The organism is Sphingomonas sp. P4_G2 (genome assembly GCF_056401155.1).
Genome location: NZ_JBFUJY010000001.1, coordinates 600,988 through 619,705 on the forward strand (window position 1 = coordinate 600,988; position 18,718 = coordinate 619,705).

The 18,718-nt window shown below is 64.0% G+C and carries 17 protein-coding genes and 1 tRNA gene; 7 read left to right on the top strand and 11 right to left on the bottom strand.

Translation table 11 applies throughout. The annotated features are described in order from the left end of the window. The first annotated feature begins 78 nt into the window (after positions 1-78). Both AC1DRD_RS02650 and AC1DRD_RS02655 read left to right on the top strand, forming a co-directional pair. Positions 79-447, top strand: coding sequence for an L-rhamnose mutarotase (locus AC1DRD_RS02650; protein WP_478040137.1), 369 nt, complete (start codon positions 79-81; stop codon positions 445-447). Further along, positions 444-1,439, top strand: coding sequence for an aldo/keto reductase (locus AC1DRD_RS02655; protein ID WP_478040139.1), 996 nt, complete (start codon positions 444-446; stop codon positions 1,437-1,439). The genes AC1DRD_RS02650 and AC1DRD_RS02655 overlap by 4 nt, the downstream gene beginning before the upstream one ends. Before the next feature lie 34 nt (positions 1,440-1,473). On the opposite strand, the gene AC1DRD_RS02660 is transcribed toward AC1DRD_RS02655, so the two are convergent. Then, positions 1,474-2,259 (bottom strand): IclR family transcriptional regulator, encoded by a 786-nt coding sequence (locus AC1DRD_RS02660; RefSeq protein ID WP_478040140.1) that lies wholly within the window; start codon positions 2,257-2,259, stop codon positions 1,474-1,476. Positions 2,260-2,432: 173 nt separating this feature from the next. Here AC1DRD_RS02660 and fucP point away from each other — a divergent pair, with 173 nt between their 5' ends. Together fucP and AC1DRD_RS02670 are read left to right on the top strand one after the other, a co-directional pair. Further along, positions 2,433-3,698 carry an L-fucose:H+ symporter permease gene (fucP, locus tag AC1DRD_RS02665; RefSeq protein ID WP_478040142.1) on the top strand — a complete coding sequence of 422 codons (1,266 nt, stop codon included), beginning with the start codon at positions 2,433-2,435 and terminating at the stop codon, positions 3,696-3,698. Then, positions 3,695-4,504 carry an amidohydrolase family protein gene (locus AC1DRD_RS02670; RefSeq protein WP_478040143.1) on the top strand — a complete coding sequence of 270 codons (810 nt, stop codon included), beginning with the start codon at positions 3,695-3,697 and terminating at the stop codon, positions 4,502-4,504. The genes fucP and AC1DRD_RS02670 overlap by 4 nt, the downstream gene beginning before the upstream one ends. 1 nt (position 4,505) lies before the next feature. On the opposite strand, the gene AC1DRD_RS02675 is transcribed toward AC1DRD_RS02670, so the two are convergent. The 8 genes from AC1DRD_RS02675 to AC1DRD_RS02710 form a co-directional block, all read right to left on the bottom strand. Beyond that, on the bottom strand, positions 4,506-5,441 hold the full coding sequence (locus AC1DRD_RS02675; RefSeq protein WP_478040145.1) for a hypothetical protein: 936 nt from the start codon (positions 5,439-5,441) through the stop codon (positions 4,506-4,508). Positions 5,442-5,496: 55 nt separating this feature from the next. Continuing rightward, positions 5,497-6,996, bottom strand: a complete 1,500-nt coding sequence (locus AC1DRD_RS02680) for an MBOAT family O-acyltransferase (protein ID WP_478040604.1) — start codon at positions 6,994-6,996, stop codon at positions 5,497-5,499. Between the two features lie 45 nt (positions 6,997-7,041). Then, positions 7,042-8,742: a carbamoyltransferase family protein gene (locus AC1DRD_RS02685; RefSeq protein ID WP_478040147.1), complete on the bottom strand. Its 1,701-nt coding sequence runs from the start codon at positions 8,740-8,742 to the stop codon at positions 7,042-7,044. Further along, the gene (locus AC1DRD_RS02690; RefSeq protein WP_478027859.1) at positions 8,739-8,993 is read right to left on the bottom strand and encodes an acyl carrier protein; all 255 of its coding nucleotides are present in this window, start codon (positions 8,991-8,993) and stop codon (positions 8,739-8,741) included. The genes AC1DRD_RS02685 and AC1DRD_RS02690 overlap by 4 nt, the downstream gene beginning before the upstream one ends. Continuing rightward, positions 8,990-11,194 (bottom strand): cytochrome P450, encoded by a 2,205-nt coding sequence (locus AC1DRD_RS02695; protein ID WP_478040148.1) that lies wholly within the window; start codon positions 11,192-11,194, stop codon positions 8,990-8,992. The genes AC1DRD_RS02690 and AC1DRD_RS02695 overlap by 4 nt, the downstream gene beginning before the upstream one ends. Continuing rightward, positions 11,194-12,843 (bottom strand): AMP-binding protein, encoded by a 1,650-nt coding sequence (locus AC1DRD_RS02700; RefSeq protein WP_478040150.1) that lies wholly within the window; start codon positions 12,841-12,843, stop codon positions 11,194-11,196. The genes AC1DRD_RS02695 and AC1DRD_RS02700 overlap by 1 nt, the downstream gene beginning before the upstream one ends. Further along, positions 12,840-14,492, bottom strand: a complete 1,653-nt coding sequence (locus tag AC1DRD_RS02705; RefSeq protein ID WP_478040151.1) for a B12-binding domain-containing radical SAM protein — start codon at positions 14,490-14,492, stop codon at positions 12,840-12,842. Before AC1DRD_RS02705 ends, AC1DRD_RS02700 begins: the two co-directional genes overlap by 4 nt. A gap of 450 nt (positions 14,493-14,942) precedes the next feature. Then, positions 14,943-15,018: transfer RNA gene (locus AC1DRD_RS02710), tRNA-Glu, on the bottom strand. Positions 15,019-15,263: 245 nt separating this feature from the next. On the opposite strand from AC1DRD_RS02710, the gene AC1DRD_RS02715 reads away from it, so the two are divergent. Together AC1DRD_RS02715 and AC1DRD_RS02720 are read left to right on the top strand one after the other, a co-directional pair. After that, positions 15,264-15,410, top strand: coding sequence for a lmo0937 family membrane protein (locus AC1DRD_RS02715; RefSeq protein ID WP_157082372.1), 147 nt, complete (start codon positions 15,264-15,266; stop codon positions 15,408-15,410). Positions 15,411-15,749: 339 nt separating this feature from the next. Further along, complete coding sequence (locus AC1DRD_RS02720; RefSeq protein ID WP_478027868.1) at positions 15,750-16,031, top strand: hypothetical protein; 282 nt, start codon at positions 15,750-15,752, stop codon at positions 16,029-16,031. A gap of 51 nt (positions 16,032-16,082) precedes the next feature. On the opposite strand, the gene AC1DRD_RS02725 is transcribed toward AC1DRD_RS02720, so the two are convergent. Then, complete coding sequence (locus tag AC1DRD_RS02725) at positions 16,083-16,499, bottom strand: response regulator (protein WP_478027870.1); 417 nt, start codon at positions 16,497-16,499, stop codon at positions 16,083-16,085. A 272-nt stretch (positions 16,500-16,771) separates the two neighbouring features. Beyond that, on the bottom strand, positions 16,772-17,038 hold the full coding sequence (locus AC1DRD_RS02730) for a hypothetical protein (protein WP_478027872.1): 267 nt from the start codon (positions 17,036-17,038) through the stop codon (positions 16,772-16,774). Positions 17,039-17,052: 14 nt separating this feature from the next. On the opposite strand from AC1DRD_RS02730, the gene AC1DRD_RS02735 reads away from it, so the two are divergent. Then, complete coding sequence (locus tag AC1DRD_RS02735; RefSeq protein ID WP_478040153.1) at positions 17,053-18,207, top strand: winged helix-turn-helix domain-containing protein; 1,155 nt, start codon at positions 17,053-17,055, stop codon at positions 18,205-18,207. Positions 18,208-18,718: the final 511 nt, after the last annotated feature.

The following is an 18,718-nucleotide window of genomic DNA, read 5'->3' on the forward strand; positions in this document are numbered from 1 at the left end:
TCATATGTGCTGATTGCGGCCGGTGCAAGCGCGCTTTAGGGTGCAGGCCGTCGTCGGACCTGCCGACAGGAGGGAAATGTGGGAAATGCCGATCCATCCGAAGCGCCTGCGGCGGCTATCCGGCGCTTTTGCTACGCGCTCGACCTGATCGACGACGCGGCGCTGATCGCCGAATATGAGGCACGCCATGCGCCCGGATCGGCCTGGCCGGAAGTCGTCGCGCATATCCGCGCGCAAGGCGCCGAGCATATGGAGATCTGGCGTGCGGGCGACCGTCTGATGATGATCGTCGAAGCGGCGAACGACTATCCGCGGCCGGTTCCGGCTCCGCCCGAGATCGACCGCTGGGAAGAGTTGATGTGGCGTTTCCAGCGACCTTTGCCATTCGCGCCGGCCGGAGAAAAATGGGTGCAGATGACGCAGATTTTCGACCTCGACGCGCAATGATCGGCCTGAATTTGCCCCCGATCGGCTTCGGCACCGCTCCGCTCGGCAATCTCTATCGGGCGGTTGACGACGAGACTGCCGAGGCGACGATCACTGCCGCGCTCGAGGCTGGGCTGCTTTATGCCGATACCGCCCCTTATTACGGCTTCGGACTGGCGGAGACGCGATTGGGCCGGGCGATCGCCGGTAGTCGCGACGTCGTCGTCTCGACCAAGGTAGGTCGGGTGCTGGAACCGCTTGCGACCGCCGAGCGCGACCGCCACGGTTTTGTCGACGCGCCGGCCTTCGCGCCGGTCTATGACTATTCGCGCGACGGAATATTGCGATCGCACGAGGCCAGCCTGAAACGGCTGGGCCGTGATCGCGTCGATATCCTCTATGTCCATGACATCGGGCGCCGCGTCCATGAGGCGGCACATCACGCCCGGATGAGCGAATTGCTGGACAAGGGCGGTTTTGCCGCGCTCGAGGAGCTCCGCGACCAAGGAGCGGTGTCGGCGATCGGCGTCGGCGTCAACGAGACCGAAGTGTGCCTCGAGCTGATGGAGCGCGTGTCGCTCGACATCATCCTGCTCGCCGGCCGCTACACCTTGCTCGAGCAAAGCCCGGTCGACGACCTCTTTCCCCGCTGCGCCACCACGGGAACCGCGCTGGTTCTGGCCGGTGTCTACAATTCGGGAATCCTGGCGCTGGGGGCGGACGCGGCTGCCGCGCATTACGATTATGCCGACGTGCCCGAGGCGATCCGCCAGCGGACGCGTGCGATCGAACGGATATGCGCGGCGCACGATGTGGCCTTGCCGGTCGCCGCGTTGCAATTCGTCCTCGCGCACCCCCAGGCAGCGAGCGTGATCGTCGGTCTCGCCAGTCCCGACGAGGTGCGGGCGACGATGGCCAATATCGCCGCGCCCGTCCCGGACAGTCTGTGGAGTGATCTGAAGACGGCGGGTTTGCTGCGGGCCGATGTGCCCGTTCCGGCCAGGACGGAATAGGAGTGGGAGCGGGCAGGCACCGCCAAAACAAACTCTAGGCACGGCTGTCGCCCTCGACGAGTTGATCGGAAATCGCCTCCGCCGCCTTGCGTACCAACGCCGCTGTGTCGCGCGCGGACACCGATGGCTGGATCTTCTTCAGATAGGGGACGGTCAGCGCCGCGGCCGCGCTGCCGCCCCGCATCACCGGTGCGGAAATGTCGGTGATCCCGGCGACGAATTGGCTGGGCGTGTGTTCGACATGGCGTTCGGCAATCTCGTCGGCGCGTGCGCGCAGCGCCGCCATCTCGGCTTCGGGGATCGGCGGATCGAACATCTTTTCCCACCGGCGGCGAACCTCCTCGGGCTGATGCGCGTAGAGGATCACGCCCGACGCGGTCTGCATCAGCGGGCGGCGATAGCCGACCCGTACCGAGAAACCGAGTTGCTCGGCCGATTCCATCCGCGCCACCACCACCATTTGCCCGCGCGTATGCAGCGCGAGATGGCATGACTGGCCGAGGTCGAGCGCGAGCTGACGCATCACCGGCAAGGCGATTTCGATCAGATTGGCGGTGCGTGGCTGCTGCATGCCGAGCGAGAACAGCCGATCGGTCAGGCGATAGCCGTCATCGGACGGATCCTGTTCGATATAGCCGCGCTGTTCGAGTACCTGGACCATGCGGAACAGCTCGCCGTGCGACCGGCCGAGCGCGTGGACGATTTCCGTCAGCGTCATCGGCTCAGCCTGCGCCGCGAGCAATTCCAGCACGTCCAGCCCCTTTTCGAGCGCCGGTGCGCGATACCGCGAATCCCCGCCGCGATCCTCATCGTCAGCCATCGATAACGTCCTCGCCTTCATCCTGTCTTTGGCATGATGGCCCTCCCGCGTCGATCCATCTAACTTTGTTCACTGGTAAAAAACAGCTTTGCCAGGAGAAAAATTGCTCTAGGCTCGCCAGCATAATCGGAGAGAGGTCGTGCCGGTGCTCCGGATCGACGGGAGGGATTGATATGACCGAGGAACCGCCGGTGCCGAAGACGCGGCTGTTGCCGTTTGTGCTGATTGTCGCACTGTTCTTCCTGTGGGGAATCGCGAACAATCTCAACGATATCCTGATCGCACACTTCAAGAAGCTGTTCGTTCTCGGCGACCTGCAGGCCGGGCTCGTCCAATCGGCTTTCTATCTCGGCTATTTCTGCCTCGCCATTCCGGCCGCCTTGTTCATGCGTGCTTACGGCTATCGCGCCGCGGTATTGCTCGGCCTCTGCTTCTACGGCGCCGGTGCGTTGCTGTTCTGGCCGGCAGCGAGCCAGCAAAGCTATCCGTTCTTCCTCGCCGCCTTGTTCATCATCGCCAGCGGGCTTTCGTTCCTCGAGACGTCGGCCAACCCGCTCATCGCGCGGCTCGGACCGCCGGAGAGCGCGTCGCGGCGGCTCAATCTCGCTCAGGCGTTCAACCCGCTCGGCTCGATCACCGGGATCGTGATCGGCAGCCAGTTCATCCTGTCGGGCGTGGCGCACGGCCCCGCCGAGATCGCCGCAATGTCTCCGGAGGTATTGGCGCAATGGCGCGCGAGCGAAGCCGCCGCGGTGCAGTTACCCTATCTGCTGATCGGCCTCGGCGTGCTCGCTTGGGCGGTGCTGATCCGGTTGACCGCCTTTCCCGCGATCGCGACGCAGCGCGACGTCGAGGAAGATGTCGGCGCGCTCGACGATTTTCGCGCGCTGCTCCGCGATCGCCGGGTCCTGCTCGGCGTCCTGGCGCAATTCTTCTATGTCGGTGCGCAGGTCGGCGTGTGGAGTTTCCTCATCCGCTACGCCGAGGTCGCCGTGCCCGGCACGCCCGAGCGCGTCGCGGCGGGCTATCTCACCATCTCGCTCGTCACCTTCATGGCGGGGCGGTTCGTCGGCTCGGCGCTGATGGGCGTGGTGCGCGCGCCATCACTGCTCGCTATTTTCGCGGTCGCCGGCGCCTTGCTGTGCCTCGTCGCTACGATCGCGGGAGGCATGACCGGCATCATCGCGCTGATCGCCTCGAGCTTCTTCATGTCGATCATGTACCCGACGATCTTCGCCGAGACGGTCGATGGCCTCGGAGCGCGGACGAAGTCGGCCGCCGCCCTACTGGTGATGGCGATCGTCGGCGGCGCCGTCTTTCCAGCGGCGATGGGTCTGGTATCGGACCGCACCGGGTCGATGGTCAATGCGATGGCCGTACCCGCTTGCTGCTTCCTCGTCGTGCTCGTCTTTGCATTGACGGTGCGGAAGCCGGCGTGATCGATGCCCATGTCCATCTCTGGCGGATCGGCGAGCATGGCTGCACCTGGCCGCCTCCCGATCTCGATGCGATCCATCGCGATGTCGAACTGCCCGAGCTGCGCGCGCTGGCGGCGGCCAACGGGATTGACGGCGTGGTGCTGGTCCAGAGCCAGGACAATGCCGCCGATACCGACTGGCTGCTGTCGCTAGCCGACGATCCGCTGGTGCTGGGAATAGTCGGCTGGAGCGATCTGCGCGGCACGTTGCCGTTGCACCCGATCCTCAAAGGGCTGCGCCCGATGGTGGAGGATCGCCCCGCCGACTGGTATGACGATCCCGCGATCGACGCTGGCCTCGCCGCGATGGCCGACAGCGGGCTGGTGCTCGACGCGCTGATCCGCCCGCGACACCTGGCCGCATTGCATCGCCTCGCCGCACGGCATCCGGCGCTCTCGATCGTCATCGACCATGCCGCCAAACCCGATGCCGGCGACCTTCCCGGCTGGGAAGCGGAGATGCGCGCGATCGCCGATCGGCCCAATGTCGCGTGCAAGCTGTCGGGGCTGCTCACCGAACCCGGACTGACGCCGCGTATCGCCAAGGTCGCGGCGATACTGCTCGACGCATTCGGCACCGACCGCTTGATCTGGGGGAGCGATTGGCCCGTCCTCACCCTGGCCGGCGATTATGCGTCCTGGCTCGCGCAGGCGCAGGACCAGATCGCCCCCAGCGTGCGGGACGCGGTGTTCGGCGGGAATGCACGGCGCATCTACGCTCTTTCCGGCGGTGACGATTCTGCGGGACGTAGAGTCCGGCTCGTCTAAGTCACTCGGCGCCGGACCCCGCCAATAAAGCGGGCAATATCAGCTTTCCGAGCGTTGGCAACGGATGGCTGGTGTCCAACCACAACGAAGGGTCGGACCATTTTGCGCGGTCAGCCGCGGAACCGGGAGGACGCTCGACAAAGTCCGCAAAGCGGATCTTACAGGCGGCGCCGCGCCGTCGTGGCGTGATCACCGACTGAATATCAGCTGCCGACCGTCGATTCACCGCCAACATGTCAGCCGTCACGTACCAGGTCGGCGGCATACGATAGAATATGATCGAGTGCTGGATCCCGCTCCGTCTGCATTCTTCGTCCGCGCCCTCGACGGTTCGCCTTAAGCCGGCCAGGTTGCGCGCATAGGCGACCGGGTCGGGATGCGCGTAGGCCGACCGCTCGGTCGCAGGATCCGCGGAGGTCGGCGCGACCGGCCCAGCTATTTTGTCGGCGGCGCAGTTCGCCGCCACGCTAGTCCGAGACTGGCCGCGATACGGCAGGTTCGCGAGTACGGTCTCGATCGATGCCCGGGTGACGCGGGGGGCGAGCGCGGCGTATATCAGATCGTCGAGCCCGGCGCGCGGCTCTGCGAAGGCGGAGCTTTCGACCAGTGGCAACTCCAGCAGAATGGTGGCCTTGCGTTTGCGTCGCGTCAGCGCCTGACGGATCAGCGGGGAAAATTCGGCAAAGCCCCAACCCGCGCCGGTGACCCGAGCGACGGGATGGCCGCACGTATCCAGGCCGTGAGCGGCGCGTGAATTACCGAAGAGGAAGACGTCGGTCGCCTGATCGGCGACCGTATCATCATAAAAGGAGGGACGCGCAAATTCGCTGACGATACCGCTGGCGTAAAGCGGCGTGAAACGGTTGATGGCACGATGGCGAGGCGGGCCGAACAACCCGACCGGATTGACATAGTAATTGAGCGATACGACCGGCAAAATGCAGACGATCGCCAGCAGCAGTCCGGCCCAATGCCGTCGCCACTCCGCTCTATCAGATATCGGCATAGATGAACGTGCGCGGGACGACGGGAGCGGCGATGCCGGCCAAAGCCGCTACTAACAACATTCCACTTGCGAACCCCCAGCGCAGCGATGGGCGCCATCGTATCCAATGGGGGCATCCCGGAACGTCGCCAATTCCGAAGATCTGCATGGTGTTGGGCGATAGCAGCGCGACCAGGGTGGCGACCAGCAGTGCTCGGTTGCCGGCAGTTGCATGGCGCAATGCCCCCGGATCAAATCCGATCTGGGCCGCTTGCCGTAGGAGTGAGCCGAAATCGAGCATGCTGCCTATCACACGCATGGACGTTGCGCCGCCATTCGTGCGCAACAATAACGCGAAGATCGCCGCGGCGAATAGTATTCCGACCCGGGTGACCAGGTGCACCGCGATCTTGCCGGCGGGGCGCAGCGTCCGCGGTCGTGTCCGCCAACGCAGGCGAAGTGTTTGTATGACAACGAGCAGCAGGCCCAACACGACCGCCTCCAGAACATTCGTGAGTGCCAGCGTGTGCCAAAGCCCGACCGCGACGAACGCCGTCACCATCGCCAGCGACCAAGCGATCGCATAGCGGCGCGCGGTAGGCCGCACCGGCAACCGTCGTGCAAGCTTGAACACTGGCTCGAAGACATAAAAGCGTACGAACATCATCAGGCTGACATGCCAGCGCATGACATAGTCACCAGGCGAAGATGCCTTTAGCGGCGAATTGAAATTGATCGGCAGTTTAATGCCGACACACAGCGCCAGCCCGATCGCGATGTCCGAGTAAGCCGAAAAATCGAAATATAATTGCAGGAGGAAGCCCCAGCTCAACGTCCAGGCATCGGTCGCTTGAAAGTGTCCCGACTGGACCGCGTTCGATGCGGCTTCCACCGCATTCCCGAGCGGATCGGCGATCCATGCCTTCTTGACGAGGCCGGCCAGAAATAACGTCGCTCCGCGAAATACCATCTCGCGTGACGGCACCGAACGCCCCAGCCTGGCATATTGCTCTGCCATTGTCCGGTAGGGCGCGATTGGTCCGGCCGGGAGTTGGGCGAATAACGAACCCCAGGCCGCATACCGCGCGAAGCCAAGCGGCTGGCGTGCCCGATTTCCTGCGTCAATCAGAAAAGTGATCTGCTGCAAGGTGAAGAACGCCATTCCCAACGGAACGACCGCCGACTGAATGACCAAGAGTTGATCCGGCCCCACCGCTACCGATGCGCCAATTCGATCCGGGTGCGCCGCCAGCCATTTGTACGCGGCGAGCGGTGCCAGGTTCGTCACGATGCCGAGCGCAGTCAGCCAGCGGCGCTCCCGCTCGCTTGGTCTCGCCCGGATCAGCGTCATCAGCATGTAATTCGCTACCAGCGATATGCTCAACCAGACCAGCGTCCGGAGGTCGGTGATCCAGCAGTATAGCGCGGCGGCGATCAGCAGCGCCGCAACGGCGAGCGGAGGACACCGCCTGCACAGGAGCAGGAACGTGCCGATCGTAATCGGCACGAACAGCAAGACGAAAGCAGGCGCGACAAAAGCTATGGTGCGCCCCTATTGCAAGGGCGCGGCGGGAGAGGTGCTCTTTTCGATCAAGACGTCGTCCAGCAGCACGCCGTCCAAGCCGGTCGTCGCCAGGACCGCCATCGCATCCTGTACGGTGTGAACGATCGGCTTGCCCATGACGTTGAAGCTGGTGTTGAGCACGATCGGCACCCCGGTCTCGCGTTCAAACGCTGAAAGCAGCTCGGCCATCCACGGATTGCTTTCCTGGTCGACCGTCTGCAGGCGCCCGGTTCCGTCGTGATGCACGACCGCTGGCACCCGATCGCGCTTTTCCGCCTGCCAAGGGAGCGTAAAACCCATATAGGGCGACGGCTGTGCGCGATCGAACCATTCATGGGTCTGCGTGGCGGCGATCACGGGGGCAAACGGGCGATAGGTTTCGCGGCCCTTCACGCGATTATTGATGCGCTCCTTCATGTCCCGCGGGCGCGGATCGGCCAAGATCGAGCGGTGGCCCAGCGCACGTGGCCCGAATTCAGCGGCGCCTCGCATGACGCCGATGATCGATCCCGCGGCCAACCGCTTGGCAAGCAATGCCGCGGGCTGTGCGCTTTGCGTCACGCTCGCTAGACCTTGGGCCTGGGCCGCCAGATCGATTGCTCGCCGCGGGATCGCCGTGCCCAGGAAGGGCGACGTCCGAGCGACGGGTATTGCCGCAGCGGGATGGTCCTGCCGCCAAGCGAGCAAAGCGGCTCCGATAGCGTTGCCGTCGTCGGCGGGCGCGGGCGGCACGTGCACGCGCTCGAACCCGAAACGCCCTCTTATGGTGCCGTTATAGGATGAATTGAGCGCACATCCGCCGGTCAGGATCAAGTTTGTCTCGCCGAGCGGTACACACGCCGCAAGCATCTGATCGACCAACATCGCATAAGCCAACTGGCCGCTGGCGGCGAGGTCCGCGCCTTTCTCTGCGGGATCGCCGGCGTTGCGCCGATAAGCGCCGGCGGCGCGCACCGCGCGAGCAATCGCGTCCGCCGATCCGAGCTGCGGCCGGCCCTTGTCCATCGTCAGCATGGCTTGGAGCGCCTCGACCAGCATGGGGTCGGGCGTTCCGAAAGCAGCCAGGCCCATGACCTTCCATTCCTCGCCCGCGCGCCAGTCGAAGCCGCATTGTCCGGTGAGCCAGGCATAGAAAGTGCCGAGACTTCCCGGGCCCCAAGACCGCCAGAGGCGCTCCGCTCGCCCTGCCCGTACTCTGTACAGGCTTGCAGCGCCGACCTCTCCTTCCCCATCGATCACCAAGCACAATCCGTCGGCGAAAGGCGCGCTGTAGCATGCGGCGGCGGCATGACATTCGTGGTGGTCGAAACGCAGCACCTCGGGCTGCTCCGCAGCGAGGCCCAGTCGAAGCAATGAAGCACCGGCCGCCTCTACGGCATGCGCTTGCAACCCGCGCAGCCACAAGCCGTCGCTGGCGGGAAGCAGCGCATTGGATACGCGGACTGGCAAATTTGCCTTCACTCGCGCCCAACTCGACGCCACCACCAGTTCGTCCGCAGCCGGATCGAAGCCGATGGCCGCCAACGCACTCTCGAGGTGACCGACATGGTCCGGCGCAGCCCCCCAAGCGCGCTTGTCCTGGAGGTATCGCTCAGTCGCCTCGGCGAACGCGACTCGCCCGCTTTCGTCGACCAGGGCCAGGGCTGGATCGTGTCCCGAGGTGGACAGCCCCAAATACCACTTGCTCATACGGTGGCCAGAAGCTCCCCGACCGCCTGCAGGACTTCGCCAAAGGTGCGGTACTCGAACATCATCGTCGGTTCGACCTCGATCGCGTATTTGTCCTCGATCTCACCGCAGATCATGACTGCATCGAGCGATTGCAGCCCAATATCCACCAGGACGGTCGATGGGCCGAGCGCCGACTGAGGTACGCCGGTGCGGCGGCTGATTTCAGATGCCAGGAAGTCGCTGACCTCCGCAATGTCGACTTGGCTCATAATGCTTTCTGCAGTTGGACAGGAGTGGGTGCGGTCGTCAGGTTCGCCGCAAGGCCCCCGAGCACACGCGTTTGAGAATTGGGGATCCATGACGGCTTGCTGGTCAGCGTAAAATTGGGAAATCGGCCGACGAAAGCGGGCAGCGCACGCCGCATGAGCAACCGCGCGAGCGATGCACCCAAGCAGCGATGCAAGCCGTGCCCGAGCGCGAGATGGCCCGCTCCGCGGCCGGCGTTAACCTGATCGAGGTGAAGCTGCATCGTATCGCCGCTTGCGAACCTAACGCCGCCGATTTCGCCGTCGATGCGAGCGGTACGGTAGATGAAGCGGGGCGAAGCGGCGTTTGGAAGCACGTCGCGATCCAGCCAACCCGCGTTGCTCGGCTCAAGAAATTCGACGCGCCGATCCGGCGCAATGTCCGCCAGCCGCCACAACGCATTTCCCAGGGTGTAGGCGATATTGAAGCTCGCTCCGTAAAGTACGAGCGCCAAAGCATGGCAGTCGTCCTGGTCGAAACCTTCGGGCGCTTGCGCGATCAGCTTGGCCAGCAGTGAGGGTGGCAGGTCCGGACGCGGTTGGCCCTGTCCCACTGCCGTTAAATCAAGCAGTTCCGTGCACACGCCCTGTAGCCGAACGATGTTTCGCAGCGACAGCAACGGTTCGAGCAATTCCTGCAATTTTGGTGCGATGGCGTCGAACCGCGCCGGATCGGCGGGGTGAAGACCCAGCACCCTTTGCGTTACGGCGCGGAACAACGGCTCGCAAAAGTCTCGGATCAGATCCGCTTGTCCCCTCGACGGAAGCGCATCAAGCAGCTGCTCGACGGTTTCGTCGATGAACGGCGTCCATGCCGGCAATCGATTGTTGCCGAGGACGTCCAGGGTCAGCAGCCGAATGGCCTGGTGCCTTTCGCCGGATAGAAAGAACGGCGCATTGCGCGCGATTCGGATCGCAACCGACAAGTCCTTTCCACTTGCCGCCTGCAGTGACCGAAGATGCTCGGTCATGTCCGGTGGTCCGAACAACGTGTCGTCGGCGGCGATGCGACGCGCAAGATCGTGGTCGCCGATCTCCCACATCTTGGCACTGCGCCGACGCAACCCGGTGCCAGTACAGGGCAGTGCGACGGGAGACCGGACCATCGTAGTGCGTTCGACCCGGACTCCCGACTCATCGAGCCGTAATGCGGGAAATCGCCCGGCGAGCGTGGGCACGGCAATGTGGTAAATAAGCCGCGCAAGCTCCGCTCCGGGGCAGCGGTGGGCGCCTTCTCCGAATGACAATTGCCGCTGCGGCTGCAGCGCGGTGGCGGCGTTGATCGAGCGAACGTCGATCGCTGCGATATCGCCGCTGTGCACTGGACAGCCCATCACCCGAGCGTCGCGATCAGCAACACGATACAGCATGAGCGTGGAAGAATGCTCCCGAAAGAGGCTGTCGAGTTCCAGATCCGACCATCCCAAGTCGGCAGCCGCGCGCCACGCGGTCGAACCACGGCGCAAAATCCCGGCTAGGGCAAGCCCCAGGCTTTCCGCTGCGGTGTGCGCGGCGACAATGAGCGAAATTGTGAGTGCTTCCGCGGAGACGCCGTCGGGCAGGGCACTGCCGGCAAGAACGTCGCGCAACGGCGCCGGCCCGTCGTCGAAAGCGAACGCGCCCGCCGGCTGCAGCAAGTCCGACAGAAATTGGAAACCTGCCTGCGCGGCGCGCAGTCTGCGGATCGGCAATAAAGGCTCTGTCAATTCTCGGGTGGCCGCGATGCTGTCGAGCACACCGCGTTCGTCACCGGCCCGCAACCCCGTTATCCTGCCAATACAGGCGACGAACACCGGATCGACGAAATCGCGAACAAGGTCCGGCGCTCCGCTCGACGCCAACCGGTCCATAGCTCGGCGAACTTCTTCTTCGATAACGCCGCGCCATTGCTCGACACCGGAGATACCGAAGAATTTTGCGATGGCGCGCCGGGTGCGCAGATGATCCTTGCCGGATTGATAGATCAACGAGCTACGGGCGATCGCGATGAGCAAGGAGAAATCTTCTCCCGTTTCCGCCTGTAGCCGCGCGATGTGGCTGCCGAGGTCGATGACGGTCCACGAGCGGTCACGCAGCACTGCACTCGCCGCAGCGCCGTCGTCGATGCGCCACAGAGCAGGCGATCGGCCCGGTCGCGGGGCCGATTGTTCGTTGGTCTGCCTCATCAGGCGCACGCCGCGTTCGCCGCACCCTGGCGATACAGCGCAGCGGCTTCGCGGCGGCGGATCTTTCCGCTACTCGTCCGGGGCAGCGTCCCACGATCGACCAGTTCGACGTCGAGCAGTTTGATCCCAAAGGTGCCGGCAACAGCCTGCGCGATTTGCTGGCGGACCTTGTCCGGGTCGGGGAGCACGGTTCGCGCGGCACGCATCTCTATCAGCAATGCCGCTTCGCCGGACCGCATTTCGTCCGGCATGAACGCCGCCGCTGCCATCGGGTTGAGCGCGGGTTCCATTTGCGCTGCCAACCACTCGATTTCGGATGCCGCGACTTTGCGGCCATTTACTGTCAAGACGTCCTTCAGACGCCCGACGACGTAGAGATTGCGATCGCTGATTACGCCTATGTCGCCGGTGCGAAGCCAAGTCTCGTCCTGCCCCGGGATGACGTGGCGGAACGTCTCCTCGCTTTCTGCTGATTGGCCGACATAACCACCGGCGACCGATGGTCCGTGCAAGCAGATTTCGCCCATCTCGCCATCGCGCAGAACTGCGCCTTGGGCCGGGTCAATAATACGGATGGTGCGAGCCACGGCCTCGGTCAGGCGGCAGGGCGCCACGCCAGCGCAGATCGGTGGTGGCACCGGCTCGATCGCGGCCTCCAGGGCGTGCGCGCCAGCAGCCATCAGGCTGTACTCGGCGAGGCCGTAACAAGCGAAGACAGCTCTTGTCTGTAACCCAAAGCGCGCAAATCGAGAGCGAAATGCGGCGATCAGCGCTGCCGGCACCGGCTCGGCGCCGCAATATGCGGCCGACCACCGCGAAAGGTCGAGGCCCTCACACTCGTCGTCGCGTATGTTTTGCACGCACTGCGCAAAGGCAAAGGCGGGTCCGCCGCTGAATGTGCCGCCATGATCGGATATCGCCCTCAGCCAACGCGAGGGTCGCTGGATGACCCGAAAAGGATCAAGTTGAACGCTGCTGGCGCCGACCAGGATCGGATAGATGTTTCCACCGAGCAGTCCCATGTCATGGAAATGCGGCAGCCAATTCACCACAACTTGCTGCTCATCGAAGCCCCAGGCGGCAAAGCAATGCGCAGCGTTGGCGAGGATAGCGGCTCCGCCCACCTTCACGCCGCGCGGAAAACGGCTGGTGCCGGAGGTGTATTGAATTACGGCCGGACCGCCTGCGCAAGAGCGCGCCACCGCCAATGGCGCCATGGCGGGTAAGTCATCGACTTCCATGATGCCGAAGCGAGGAGCTGACGATTCCGCCAGGGCAGCGTCGATCGCCGCGCGGACCGAAGCTGTGCAGATTATTCCTTCCACCGCGCAGTCGGCGACGATAGCCGCGAAACGCTCCCGTTGGGTCGAGTTGCGGGGAATCGCGAGGGGAACGACCGTCAGACCGGCATAGACCGCGCCGAGCAAGGCAGTGGTGAATTCGCTGCCCTGCGGCATCGCCAGAACGACAGGCCCTGAACCGACCGGGAATATTTCACTAAAGACCGCAGCCCATCGAGCCGCGGCGTCATGCAAATCGCGACCGGTAAAGATTTGACTCTCGTCCGCTTCGCGCCGGCCGCAGACCGTCAACATTGTCTTGTCGTTGGTAGCTAGACGGCGCCAGATGGCGTCAGCGAGGTCGTTCATCGGGCCACGGCACCAGAATTGTTGCGCGCCACCAAGGTCCGGGCGTTCTGGAGCACGGGCTGTGGCAAGCCGACGGGGTTCGGCGTTCTCAGGGCGGTGTCAAACGGCGGTGACGGCAGTCGTGCCCACTCGTCATCATATGCTCGTTTCTGCACGAAACTATAATAGTTCAGGGCCCATGATCCGAGCGCGCGCCCGATACCGTCGGCGATGTCGGGGCGGAGCCGCATGAGCCCGGTGGCTTCGTCGATTACCCGCGCCGCGTCCGGCCCGCTCTTGGCGACCGCGATCATCAATCGCGCATACAGACGGTTACTTCGGTTCCGACCTGGCGGGTTGTGGAGCTTGCCTGATCCGCGATGCCGCAGCGGGTTAGGTGGGATTAAGCGCGCAATATGCCGCAGCCGGTGGCTGAAAGCGGCGGGGCTGTGGAGCCGGCTCACGAGCCAGCGTGCCCCGATCTGCAATTGCTCGCGCGACATCTGTGCCGGCAGGATGTTCGACATGCTGTCGGTCCCGGGGAACATGTCGAGCGGCGATCCCGCGGCCAGACGCCCGGTGGCGCGCATCTGCTCATAAAGTGGTGTTGCGACGGGGGCGACCAGCACCGAAACCTTCAGGGTTGCCACTGGCAATTGCATCGCAAATTCGAATTGCTGCTCGAAGATGCGAAGCGTGTCCGCATCGAAGCCGACCATCAAGCCGGGATCGACCTGGACGCCGTGCGACACGACGTGGCTGACCTGGGCGGCGAGATCAACGTTCAGATTCTGCCGCTTGTTGCTTGCCCGCAGGCTCTCCTGGTTGATCGTCTCCACGCCGATAAACACCGAGTTCAGCCCTGCTTCGGCGCAAAGCTGCAGCATCTCATCGTCCCGAGCGATGTCGATCGACACTTGCGTGCTGAACGAGACATGGTCGCGGCCGTCCCCACCGTTCCAATCCCGAATCGACGTCAACAGCGACGTCGCGCGCTTGCGGTATACAGTGAGATTATCGTCGGCGAGCTGGATCTGGTTGAAGCCAAGATCATAGAGGGTTTGCAACTCCGCCACGACTTGCGCATCGTTCTTATGACGCTGTCGGCGACCCAAATACTGGATCACGTCGCAAAAATTGCACTCGAAGGGGCAGCCGCGGCTGGTCTGGGCGATGCCGATCAGCGCGCGGTCGGGGTCGATCAACTGCCAGGCCGGAATCGGCGAGTTCGACATTTCGGCCCTGTCGCCTCGGTAGACGGGCTTGAGCGTCCCTTTCAGCATATCCCGATAGAATTCATCTGCGACAGGCTCGAACTCGCCGATCACCATCACATCGCATTCTTCCGCGAAGGCGCTTGGATCGAGCGACACGTGCGGTCCGCCAATCACAACGGTGCGGCCGCGCGCCCGAAAGCCACGCGCGATCGCGATTGCGCGCTCCGCCTGCGAGATATTGGCGGTGATGCCAACGAAGTCGGCCGCCAGGCCGAAGTCTACCGGTTCGACTGCTTCATCGACGATCTTGGGAACGATCCCCACCGGTGCGAGTGCGGCGACGGTTGCGGCCGCCAGTGACGGCACTCGTGTCATCCCCATCCCGGCACTGCCCAAACCGCGGAAGTCCACCTCCCATGGCGGTTTGGGAGCGATGAGGAGAAATCGTGTCATGTGCCCGCCAGCTTGGGGGGTGCGGGCAGATTTTGCAAAATATTTCCGTCAGTACCGACGCTCCCGATACTCGACTCGAACGGACCAAATTCTGGTTGGTCGAACAGTAGCTCGGCGATCAACAAAATGGCGTTCGATATTGAAGTAATTGTGGGCGCCGGCGTGTTGGCAGCTCCGGTCGGCGAGATTCAAATATGGCAATCGCGCTGGCGGTAACGGCAACTTTCCAACAATAACGGTCGTCTGACACATTCCGAACGGCAATAGCTGTCGGGATCGTACCGATCGCGTCCGAACGTCCGGAAGTTGGATGCGCGGTAGCCATACGGTCGAAAGGCTTGTCAGTGCTCGGAGGAGCCCATCAAGGCCGCCACAAAGTGTGGGCCGAATTGGGAGTATAATTGCGTAGACCTGCCGGAATTCGCGGGAAAACGGGCACGCCCGGCCTGCTGGTGACCCCTACGGGAATCGAACCCGTGTTTTCGCCGTGAGAGGGCGACGTCCTAGACCGCTAGACGAAGGGGCCGGCGGTAACGCGAAGCGGGGCCTCTAGGGGCGTTGTCCGGATGCGTCAAGGTGATTGAGCGGACTGGGCGAGGGCGGTTGCGGGTTCGATCAAATCCCGCCCGAGTCAGGCGCGATCGCGCCCCGATCTCGTTTGCCCGGCGCGGGTTCGACGGAACCCGAAGCCGTAACGAACGTCTTTCACCCTGCGGGGCAGGATGGTCGGGTACGAGCCTTTCCGCCCGGCCAAAACAGGAAGGATAAAAAATGCTCTGGACAATCGTCGTCATCCTGCTGGTGCTGTGGCTGCTCGGTTTCACCGTGCTCCACGTCGGCAGCCTCATTCACCTGTTGCTGGTGATCGCGCTGGTCGTGGTGGTGGTTCGCCTGATCCAGGGGCGTCGCGCCATCTAGGCTGAGGGCACCCTCACCTGGCGACGTCGATCTCGGACGTCGTGCGTGCACGACAGTGCCAAGATGAGAGTGCACGAAAAGCCCGGCGGACGAACGCCGCCGGGCAACATTGCGGGGTTCGCATCGCATGACAGGCGGTCGGCGCTCACCGGCAACGGGTTCTCGCGTGGATCGGCCCTCTCCAAGAGAGTTTCCGCAACGCGCTTCGTTTCCGAAAAATGATGTTCTCATGAAACAACCGGGCGACATGGGTGTTTCGACCCCGATCGGTGATGGTCATTGTTCCGACGGAACAGTGCGCCGGGCCGATACTCGAACCGTTCCTAGAAGGGGATGCGCATGATCAAGAAGTTCCTCGCCGCCGCTGCGGCCCTCACGCTGTTGCCGCTCGGCGCCTGCGGTCACAAGACTGACGCCGCCGACAACGTCCAGGCCGCCGCCGACAACACCGCCGATGCGATGGATGCCAATGCCTCCGCGATTCGCGACGAGGGCAGCAACATCGCCGCCGACGACAAGGCAGCCGCGGACAATGCGGCGGACGCGTTGAACAACAAGGCCGATGCCGTCCGCGACGCGGGGGAGAACAAGGCCGACGCGATCGACGCGAAGAAGAAGTAAGATCGGTTCGGGCGGTGGAGGGCGCTTCCTCCTTCGCCGCCCATCCCGACGTCAGGCGGCCGCGCGCTCGGTTCGAGCTAGCGCGGTCGTGCTGGCAAGGGCTTTCCGTACCAAAGCGGTGAACCGACTTCCCTGGCGCAACAGCAGCGCCTTGTCGAAGCAGGCAAAGGCGCCGCGTTCGACCGCTTCCGCCTCGCTCGCCGACCCCGCGACGGTATGCGACGACACGACCAGCACCGGTGCATGCGGATGGCCCGCAAGCTCGTCCAGAAAGGCGAACCCGTCGATCCCGGGCATCGCCAGATCGAGGATGATGACGCTGGGCACGAACTGGCCTATCAGGTCGCGCGCCGCTTGCACGCTCCCCGCCGAACCGACGATCTGCATATCCTTCTGCGTCGCCAGCAATTCCTCGATGATCGCCCTGACTGTCAGCGAATCATCGACGACCAGAATGTTGAACGCCATGGCGTCAGCTCCTCAGGTGGTCCGACAAGGAGTGGGCGGGACGAGAAGACACGGAAATCGATCACCTTTTCCTCCTTGCCGGTTCCCGTTCTATGCGGACGCCGTTATTGCATGGAGGTTCAGGACGCCCTCCGTAGATATACAACTTGGGGTGTTGGAGAGGCGAGCAGAGGGCGCTCGGGTCACCACGCGCGATAGCGGTTGCCCCGTGGGCAGGGACGGGCGATCAGGCGATTGATCATCGGGCTGGTTGTCGCGATTAAGACCCGGACTCAATATTGATCGTCAGGGGAGCGCAGAATCACGATGGGCGGCAGAACACGGGGACGGCGTCGGTCGCATTCGGCAAAGATCAGGCGGCGCAAGATCGTCATCGCGTCGGCCGCTTTGGTCGTCGTCATCAGCCTGGCCGTGTTCGCCGCGAACGGCGGGGTGACGGGATTGTTCACCGTCCAGGGATCGGACATCCCGCCGGTCGACACGCATTGACCCGAATGCCCATACGGGCGCTCCGGCTCGGCATTCAGCAGATCGGGCATCGATAGGCGCGCATATGTCCGACATCTCCCTTGCCCAGGCGCGACGTATCGTCCTCGCCGCTCAGGGCTTCGGTGCGCGCCGTGGGTCTTCGGTCGGCCGCGCGCAGCTGGGGCGCCTGATCGATCGGCTGAACCTCCACCAGATCGACAGCGTCAACGTGGTCGCCCGGGCGCATTATCTGCCCGCCTTCTCGCGGCTGGGATGCTATGATCGCGACCTGCTCGACAGAGCGGCGTGGGGTGGCAGGCGCGACCGCCGATTGTTCGAATATTGGGCGCACGAAGCCTCGCTGCTTCCGCTGGACCTGTTTCCGCTGATGCGCTGGCGCATGGCGCGCGCCGATCGCGGGGAGGTGGGTTATGGTGCGCTGCGCCGCTTCGCGACCGAACAGCGCCCACAAGCCGACGCCATCCTCGCCAGGATCGCGGCGGAGGGGCCGCTCGCCGCGTCCGACTTCCCGCACGGCAAAAGCCGGTCAGGATGGTGGGAATGGGGCGACACCAAGCGTGCGCTCGAATGGCTGTTCTATGCCGGCCACCTGACCACCGCGACCCGGCGGCGGAGCTTCGAGCGCGTCTATGATTTGACCGATCGGGTCATCCCTGCGGCGATCCTCGCACTGCTGGCGCCAGAGGAACGCGACGCCCGGCGCCAGCTGATCGATCGCGCGGCGCGCGCGCTGGGTGTCGCCACCGCGGCCGAACTGCGCGATTACTTCCGGCTCAAGCCGGTGGAGAAGGACAACGCGATCGCCGACCTGATCGATGCGGGCGTCTTGCAGCCGGTCCGGGTAGAGGGATGGAGCCAGCCCGCTTTCCTGCATCGCGATGCACGATCGCCGCGCCGCATCGCTGCCAGCGCGCTCCTGGCGCCGTTCGATCCGCTGATCTGGCACCGCGACCGCACCGAGCGATTGTTCGGCCTGCGCTATCGCATCGAGATTTACACCCCGGCGGCGAGCCGGGTGCATGGCTATTACGTGCTGCCGTTTTTGATGGACGAGCAATTGGTCGCGCGCGTCGATCTGAAGGCGGATCGACAGCACGGGACGTTGCTGGCGAAGGCGCATTTCGAACCGGACGCACTGCCGGATAGCAGGGAAAGATTGCGGGCCGCGCTCGACGAAATGGCAACATGGTTGCAGCTCGACCGAGTCACGATGCGCTGACGCCTCCGAGAGTCCCCGCACAAAAGGGATGGCCCATCACGAGCCATCCCCTCGTTACATTCAGCGCCGATGGCAGACGCGCACCCAACGATGGTGCCGTTTCACATTGTGGCAGTGGCGAGCCCCCCAACCCCTGTGCCGAACGCTACGGCTGGTCACGCGTCTCGTCTCGACATGGCGCTCGATGCGTCCGCCGTCGCGAACCCTTTCGGTCGTCGTGGTCGTACGCGTCACGCCCTCACGCCTGTCCTGCGCAGCGGCCGGGGCAGTCAAGCCGATCAGCGCCGTCGCCAAGCCGGCGGCAATCAATAGAGATTTCATGTGGAATCCTTTCGGCCCGGAATCGGACCTCGATCGATAGACGGTCGACAGAGGTTGAAAGTTCCAGGTCCGCAATGGAACGACGTCACGGCCGCGATGCCTCCTCATCGCCGCCGTGACGCCGAACGGATCAGGGGTGCATATCGCACTGCCTATGTCCTCGACCGGACGAATCGGGCCGCGTCGGCAT